General features: G+C 63.6%; 2 protein-coding genes. Both read right to left on the reverse strand.

Annotated features, from left to right (window positions below; translation table 11 throughout):
- A partial coding sequence (locus tag HTZ77_RS44895; RefSeq protein ID WP_205304748.1) for a GTP-binding protein occupies positions 1–624 on the reverse strand: 624 nt, incomplete at its 3' end.
- Positions 578–898, reverse strand: a 321-nt coding sequence (locus HTZ77_RS44900; RefSeq protein ID WP_175595916.1) for a DUF742 domain-containing protein, incomplete at its 5' end; no start/stop codon positions are given. The genes HTZ77_RS44900 and HTZ77_RS44895, both read right to left, overlap by 47 nt.

Consider the following 898-nt stretch of genomic DNA (forward strand, 5'->3'; position numbering starts at 1 on the left):
GCTCCAGCCTGGGACGGCCATCCGCACCGTCAACGCGTGCTCCACCAGATTGATCAACGCGCTCTTGACCGAGTCCTTCGACCGCGCGTCCAACCGCACCAACGGAATATGCGCCGACAACGTCAACGCATCCCGCACCTCCGCATCACTGTGCGGATAGCCGCCGTCCCAACCGTTGATCCCCACGATGAACGGAAGCTGCGCCTCCTCGAAATAATCGATCGCCGGGAAACTATCGGCCAACCGGCGCGTGTCCACCAGCACCACCGCACCGATCGCCCCCCGCACCAGGTCATCCCACATGAACCAGAACCTGTGCTGACCCGGCGTACCGAACAAATACAGGATCAAATCCCGATCCAGCGACACCCGCCCGAAATCCATCGCCACCGTCGTGGTCGACTTCAACGGCGTCATCCCCAGATCATCGATCCCCACCGACGCATCCGTCATCACCGCCTCGGTCGTCAACGGCATGATCTCCGACACCGCACCCACGAACGTCGTCTTACCGACACCGAACCCACCCGCCACGACAATCTTCGTCGACGTGAGACCCGGAGACGACACACCAGGACTAGAGCCTGCGAAGTCCACTGAGCACCCTTTCCAGCAGGTTGACATCCGGCCGACCCGCATCCAGCTGCGGCTGATGCACCCGCACCAACCCCTCCGCCGCCATATCCGCGATCAGCACCCGCACCACACCCAACGGAATCCGCAACAACGCCGACACCTCAGCCACCGACCGAACCTGCCGACACAACTGCGAAATCGCCTGATACTCCGGCGTGATATGCGAGAACTCCCGCGGCTCAGCCGTCGCCGACGACACCAACGCCTCCATCGCCAGCTTCACCCGCGGCGCCGTACGCCCACCCGTCACCGCGTACGGACG

Source organism: Nonomuraea montanisoli (assembly GCF_013363975.1).
In the GTDB taxonomy this organism is placed as follows: Bacteria; Actinomycetota; Actinomycetes; order Streptosporangiales; family Streptosporangiaceae; genus Nonomuraea; species Nonomuraea montanisoli.